This is a genomic window from Parendozoicomonas verongulae (assembly GCF_009711465.1).
Classification (GTDB): domain Bacteria; phylum Pseudomonadota; class Gammaproteobacteria; order Pseudomonadales; family Endozoicomonadaceae; genus Sansalvadorimonas; species Sansalvadorimonas verongulae.
In genome coordinates, this window is record NZ_SMME01000831.1 from 22,672 (window position 1) to 29,389 (window position 6,718).

The following is a 6,718-nucleotide window of genomic DNA, read 5'->3' on the forward strand; positions in this document are numbered from 1 at the left end:
ACAGACTCCTTGTTCATGGCAGTAATCAGAGAACACAGCATATTATGACTGGCGGGCACAAAGGACTCATTAGTCTCCCGTATAGGGTCTGGAAAGAGGTGTCCAGGCTTTTCAGCACGGATGCCTCAACAGCCCCTGAACCTGTTCGTCAGGTCGTTCCTCGGGACGAGCACTCAATCTCCCGTAAGAACATCAGCGAAAATGCACTGAAAGTCCTTTATCGCCTGAGAAGTCAAGGCCATGAGGCCTGGCTGGTTGGCGGCTGCATTCGGGACCTTCTTCTGGATTTTTCCCCTAAAGACTTCGACGTTGCCACCAGTGCACCACCTGAGGTTGTGCGCTCTCTGTTCCGCAACTCCCGCATTATCGGGCGTCGGTTCAAGCTGATTCATGTGGTGTTTGGCCGCGATGTGATTGAGGTAGCGACATTCCGCGCCAGTCACGATTCCGTGCCCATTCATGAGAAACACAAAGACAACTCCCATCACTCAGATTCCGGCCGGATTCTGCGGGATAATGTGTATGGCACTATCGAAGATGATGCCATTCGCCGCGATTTCACCATCAACGCCCTGTACTACACCACCGAAGACTTCAGTGTTCATGATTTTTGTGGTGGCATAAAAGATATTGAAAACCGCCTGATTCGCCTGATTGGTGATCCGGTTCGCCGCTACCATGAAGACCCGGTACGTATGCTGCGGGCGGTACGCTTTGCTGCCAAGCTGAGCTTCCAGATTGAAGAAAAAACGGCTGCCCCCATTCGCGAACTGGGCAGTCTCCTGCGGGATATTCCTTCCGCACGCCTGTTTGATGAAACCCTGAAGCTGTTCCTTTCCGGCTACGGCCAGGAGGTTCTACGCCTGTTGCGTGAGTACAACCTGCTCGAGCCGTTGTTCCCGGCCACAGAAGCTGCACTGGTGAACAACCCTCAGGGCAAACGTTTGCTGAATGAAGCTTTGATGAGTACCGACCGCCGCATTCAACAGGGGAAACCTGTTACACCCGCTTTCTTCTACGCCGCTGCACTCTGGCCTTCGGTACAGGCCATGGCCTCTGACCTCGAGGAGCAGGGTCTGCCTCCCGTTCCCGCCTTGAGCCAGGCTGCCATGCAGGTGATTGCCAACCAGTGTACCCACACCGCCATTCCCAAACGTTTCTCTATACCTATGCGGGAAATCTGGGATATGCAGAGGCGATTGGAACGCCGTCAGCCCCGTAGAATAGAAGAGCTGGCAGCCCATCCCCGATTCCGCGCAGCTTACGACTTCCTGTTACTCCGTGAAGCCTCCGGTGAAGACCTGGGCGGTGCAGGCCAGTGGTGGACAGATTATCAGGCCGCTCACCCTGAATTGCTTAATGATGTGCACACCAACAATTCCCGCAGTCATCAGGGCGGCCGTCGCAAACAGCATTCGCATGGGGATAGGGATAGGGAAAGAGATAGAGATAGAGATAGCGAGAGCAGAAACCGTAATCGCCGTCGCCGTCCACGCAGACGGAAGCCAACCAGTAACAATGCCAACCAGAGTTAGACATCGACCATGCCTGTTGTAACGGCTTACATCAGCCTCGGCAGCAACCTGGACGCACCTGTTCAACAGGTGCTGTCTGCGGTTGAGGAAATTGCCGGGATTGAAAATACAGAACTGATTGCCACGTCCCGACTGTATCGCAGTGATCCGGTCGGTCCCGGTGATCAGGAAGATTACATCAACGCAGTTGTCGGCGTACACACGAAGCTAGCACCGTTACAGCTGCTGGATGCAATTCAAGACATTGAGAATGCCCATGGCCGCAAACGCATTGTACGCTGGGGTTCCCGTACCCTTGACCTTGATCTTCTTCTGTACGGTGAAGAAACCATCAACAATGAGCGCCTGATAGTTCCTCACAAAGAGATGCACTGGCGTAACTTTGTTCTGCGTCCTCTGGCAGATATAACACCCAATCTGATACTCCCCACTGGACAAAACCTGCAAAAGCTTTTACAAACTATTGGAGACGAAGGACTGTCTGCCATCGCAGACATTCCATTACCTGAACCCGCATAACAATAAAAACATGACAGGGGAAAGTCCTACATGGAAGCACGGCTGGCTTCATACCCACTGGGGGATAAATTTCCTCGTTTTATCGCTGTTGAAGGCCCGGTTGGTGTTGGTAAAACCACACTGGCCCGCCGCCTTGCCAGCACCTTCAATTATGATGTGCTTCTGGAAGAACCTCCCCGGGAAAACCCGTTCCTTGAACGCTTTTATCGTCACCCTCGACAGGTTGCTTTGGCCACTCAGCTGCACTTTCTATTTCAGCGTGCGACACAACTGCAAACCATTCGACAGAATGATATGTTTGAGCAGGTGCGTGTCTCTGATTTCTGCATGGAGAAAGACCGTCTGTTTGCAGAAATGTATCTGGACTCCCACGAGATAGAACTCTACAACCGCGCCTGGAGCATGCAGACCCAGGATCTGCCCAAACCAGATCTGGTAATTTATCTTCAGGCTCCGGTGGATGTACTCAAAGATCGAATCAGGGAAAGAGGCATTGAAGCTGAGCGCTTGATTGGCAACGGTTACCTGAAGCGATTGAATGAAGCTTATGCCCGCTTCTTCCACTACTACGAAGAGTCCCCCCTGCTGATTGTGAATGCGGCGGACATTGATCTGGTGCATAACGAACAGGATTACCGCTCACTGGTTGAAGAGATTATGGTGTGCCGGAAAGGTCGCCATTACTTTAACCCCAAGCCTTCCGAACTTTAGGTTGCTTTCTTCTCCATGAGCACGGGGGCAGTAACTTTAACCCCCTGTTTTCCCAGCATTTCGCATACATGTACCCTATACAGGTAAATTCTGCACTGGAAATGCGTCCGCATTTCCACCAATATAGCGCGGCATTGCATCTTCAGAATAAGTCTGAAACGTCACTCTAACTCATTAGGGTCTGTTGAGACGCAGATACAAATAGAAATCCAGGGTTCTATGGCCAAAACCACTCTCCATTCCCTACTGGAAATGAAAAAGACTGGTGAAAAATTCACTTGTCTAACTTCCTATGACGCCACACAGGCGCACATGGTCAGCAGTCAGGGAACCGATATTATTCTCGTGGGCGACTCACTGGGCATGGTTGTTCAGGGCAGAGACTCCACGGTGCCAGTGACTATGGCGGATATGGTTTACCACACCCGTTGCGTAAGTCGTGGCAATACCGATGCCATGATTATGGCTGACATCCCATTTATGGCCTGCTCCACGCCGGAGCAGACCTACGATAACGCTGCTGCTCTTATGCAAGCTGGCGCAGAAGTTATCAAACTCGAAGGTGGCCGCTGGTTATGCGACACCGTACGCGGCTTGTCCGAGCGCGGCGTTCCCACCTGCCTGCATCTGGGCCTGACACCTCAGTCTGTGAGCATGCTGGGCGGTTACAAGGTTCAGGGCCGTGGCGAAGAAGCCGCCAACCGCATGATCGAAGACGCTCGCCTTCTGGCTGAGGCAGGCGCGAATATCCTTCTGCTGGAATGTGTGCCAACGCCTCTGGCGCGGGAAATTGCCCGCTCCGTTGATGTGCCTGTAATCGGTATTGGCGCTGGCCCGGATACGGATGGCCAGGTGCTGGTTGTTTACGACATGCTGGGTATGACCCACGGCCGTAAACCTCGTTTCGTGAAGAACTTTATGGCCGAGGCAGGGTCTCCTGCTGAAGCTGTTGCCCAATATGTGACAGATGTAAAAAGCGGCACGTTCCCCGCGCCTGAACATGGATTTGAAGCATGAACACCGTTTACAGCATTGAAGACATCCGTGACTACGTTCAAACGGTAAAAGCGGCGGGTAAAACCGTGGCACTGGTTCCCACCATGGGCAACCTGCACGACGGTCACCTCACTCTGGTGACCAAGGCTAAAGAACTGGCAGACGTTGTAATAGTAAGTATCTACGTTAACCAGATGCAGTTCGGCCCCAACGAAGATTACCAAAGCTACCCGCGCACCATGGCGCAGGACGAAGCACTGCTGGAAGAGCACAATGTGGATATGGTGTTCGCACCCACTTCCCACATCATCTACCCGGAAGGTCTGGATAATCATACCGAGATCAAGGTAGAAGCGCTGGACGGCATGCACTGTGGCAAAAGCCGCCCGAACTTCTTCACCGGCATCGCAACCGTTGTGACCAAGTTGTTCAATATCGTTCAGCCTGATCTGGCCGTATTTGGTGAGAAGGATTTCCAGCAGCTGTGCATCATCCGCAAGATGGTGAAAGACCTGTGCTTGCCGGTGGAGATTGTTGGCGCACCTATCGCCCGCTCTGAGACCGGCCTGGCCCTGAGTTCCCGCAACGGCTACCTCTCAGAAGAAGAACTGGAGCAGGCCTGCCTGCTGAGCCAGGAGCTGAAGAAGGCCAAGGCCGCTATCGAAGAAGGCAATGCAAACTACGATATTCTCCAGCGTGACGCCATCGCTCACCTGGCAGAATCCGGCTTCCAGCCTGACTACTTCAACATTATTCGACGTTCCGACCTGCACACTGCGGGCCCGAACGATAAAGAGCTTATTATTCTTGCAGCGGCAGCGCTCGGAAAGGCTCGATTAATCGACAATATTCAAATCGACTTATAGGGGGCTCCTGATGCAAAACATTATGCTGAAGGCCAAACTTCACATGGCCTGCGTCACTCACGCTGTACTGAACTACGAAGGCTCCTGCGCCATCGACGGCAAGCTGCTGGATATGGCTGGCCTGCGTGAATTTGAACAGATTCAGATTTACAACAAGGATAACGGCGAGCGTTTCACCACCTATATCATTCGTGGTGAAGAAGGGTCCGGCATTATTTCCATGAACGGTGCCGCTGCACGCCTGGTATCTCCTGGCGACAAAGTGATCATCTGCGCTTATGCCAACTACTCTGAAGCCGAGCTGGCCAACCACAAGCCTGCCCTGCTTTATATGAACCCGGACAACACCGTGAGTCACAGCGCTAACGCAATTCCTGTTCAAGTTGCATAACCCAACTTTCAGCTGATACGTGAATTGTTACAAAACGCCAACCCGGCTTCCGGGTTGGCGTTTTTTTGACAGCCCCGTTAGTGACCTTGACGAACACTGAACCTTGCTCCCTCACCCTAATCCATACAAAACACGGGTTTCACAAATCCCCTCAGATACAACAGTTACAGAGGCTTATTCAGCGTATGGACGTATTATCAACCCTTAACGGGAGCTACCATAATCGGCAAGGGCCTCATACTTCTCAAAAAACGGTTTCAAGTGGGCCTGTATCTTATATCTCCTATATACAAAGTTTCCTTCCACCAGAGAGTACTGCTCACTGCGAGCACCGCCCACTGTCACAATTTCATCCTCAGCCCTGCCCGGCTCAACCTCACTTACAAGACAATTGCGATATAGACAACTGTTTCGATCTTCTGAGAACCGACCCACAAAGCGCATTAGCTGCGGCTGAGATGCTATTAAGGCAACACTCGGAAAACCCACGCCAATATGCTCGTGTGGTGCAACTAAAAGCCAGAGCTTTGTTTCAGCTTAACAACGTTGATGGATGTATTGGGTACATCAATTCTCTTCCAGAAGATTTGCAAAGAAACAAAGGCATACTGATGGCAAAAGGCCGAGCCTTACAGGCGAAAGGCTGTTCAGCTGAGGCTTTGGTAATTTTCCAATACTTATATGAAAAATGCTCAGCATATTTCAAGAATGAAAAAGCCAATGGCCTGGCTCTGGGAAGACAGCTCCAGGCCATGGGAAGCCCAGAGAATCTGGAAACGGCTCGGAACATCTATACCCGGCTGCGCACCCGAGCGGCCGGGGAACGGGCGAATACCGCCGGTGTCGACAAGGATATCGAACTGGCACTGGGCAGAATCCTGCAAGCTATAGGAGGCAAGGGCAACCTGAGAGCAGCCCTGGACATCTATACCCGACTGCGCGCCCAGGCGGCCGGAGGGAAAATGGACACGCCCTGTAATGATAAGGATATCGAGCTGGCACTGGGTAGACACCTCCAGTCCATGGGGGGCACGGTTAATATGGAAGCAGCCTTGGAGATCTATATCCGGCTGCGCACCCAGGCGGCCAAAGGGCAAGTGAGCACGCCCTGTGGCGACAAAGAAATTGAGTTAACACTGGCCAGACATCTCCAGCTCATGGGGGGGATGGATAAGATGGACGCCGCCCTGGATATCCTTATCCAACTGCGCACCTGGGCGACCGGGGGGCAGATAAATACCCCCTGTCATGACAGAGATATCGAACTGGCTCTGGGCAGACACCTTCAGCTCATGGGAAGCCCAGATAATCTGAGAGCAGCCCGGGATATCTACATCCGGCTGCGCACCCGGGCGGCCGGGGGGTGGCCAAATACCCCCTGCGGCGACAAAAGCATCGAGTTAACGCTGGGCAGGCATCTTCAGATAATGGGGGGCAAAGACAATATGAGAACAGCTCTGGAGATCTTTAGCCAACTGCGCACCTGGGCGAGTGGGGGGCAGCCGAACATCCCCTGCAATGACAAGGAGATCGAACTGGCTCTGGGCAGGCTTTTCCAGCTCATGGGAGGCAAGGCCAACATGGAAGCAGCCCTGGAGATCTATACCCGGTTGCGCATCCAGACGAGCGGGGGACAGGCAGACACCCCATGTACTGACAAAGATATCGAATTAACACTGGGCAGGCACCTCCAGCTCATG

At 52.8% G+C, this 6,718-nt stretch carries 7 protein-coding genes; all 7 read left to right on the top strand.

Annotated features, from left to right (window positions below):
* The first annotated feature begins 98 nt into the window (after positions 1 to 98).
* The gene (pcnB, locus tag E1189_RS11650; RefSeq protein ID WP_329602003.1) at positions 99 to 1,535 is read left to right on the top strand and encodes a polynucleotide adenylyltransferase PcnB; all 1,437 of its coding nucleotides are present in this window, start codon (positions 99 to 101) and stop codon (positions 1,533 to 1,535) included.
* A 9-nt stretch (positions 1,536 to 1,544) separates the two neighbouring features.
* Positions 1,545 to 2,054, top strand: coding sequence for a 2-amino-4-hydroxy-6-hydroxymethyldihydropteridine diphosphokinase (gene folK, locus E1189_RS11655; protein ID WP_155160506.1), 510 nt, complete (start codon positions 1,545 to 1,547; stop codon positions 2,052 to 2,054).
* 30 nt (positions 2,055 to 2,084) lie between these two features.
* On the top strand, positions 2,085 to 2,765 hold the full coding sequence (locus tag E1189_RS11660; RefSeq protein ID WP_155160507.1) for a deoxynucleoside kinase: 681 nt from the start codon (positions 2,085 to 2,087) through the stop codon (positions 2,763 to 2,765).
* Positions 2,766 to 2,984: 219 nt separating this feature from the next.
* Positions 2,985 to 3,782 (top strand): 3-methyl-2-oxobutanoate hydroxymethyltransferase, encoded by a 798-nt coding sequence (gene panB / locus E1189_RS11665; RefSeq protein ID WP_155160508.1) that lies wholly within the window; start codon positions 2,985 to 2,987, stop codon positions 3,780 to 3,782.
* Entirely contained in the window at positions 3,779 to 4,627 is an 849-nt protein-coding gene (gene panC / locus E1189_RS11670; protein ID WP_155160509.1) for a pantoate--beta-alanine ligase, read from the top strand. The genes panB and panC overlap by 4 nt, the downstream gene beginning before the upstream one ends.
* Before the next feature lie 10 nt (positions 4,628 to 4,637).
* On the top strand, positions 4,638 to 5,018 hold the full coding sequence (gene panD / locus E1189_RS11675; protein ID WP_155160510.1) for an aspartate 1-decarboxylase: 381 nt from the start codon (positions 4,638 to 4,640) through the stop codon (positions 5,016 to 5,018).
* 611 nt (positions 5,019 to 5,629) lie between these two features.
* Positions 5,630 to 6,718 (top strand): hypothetical protein (locus E1189_RS11680; RefSeq protein WP_196221390.1); only part of this gene is annotated, 1,089 nt, incomplete at its 3' end.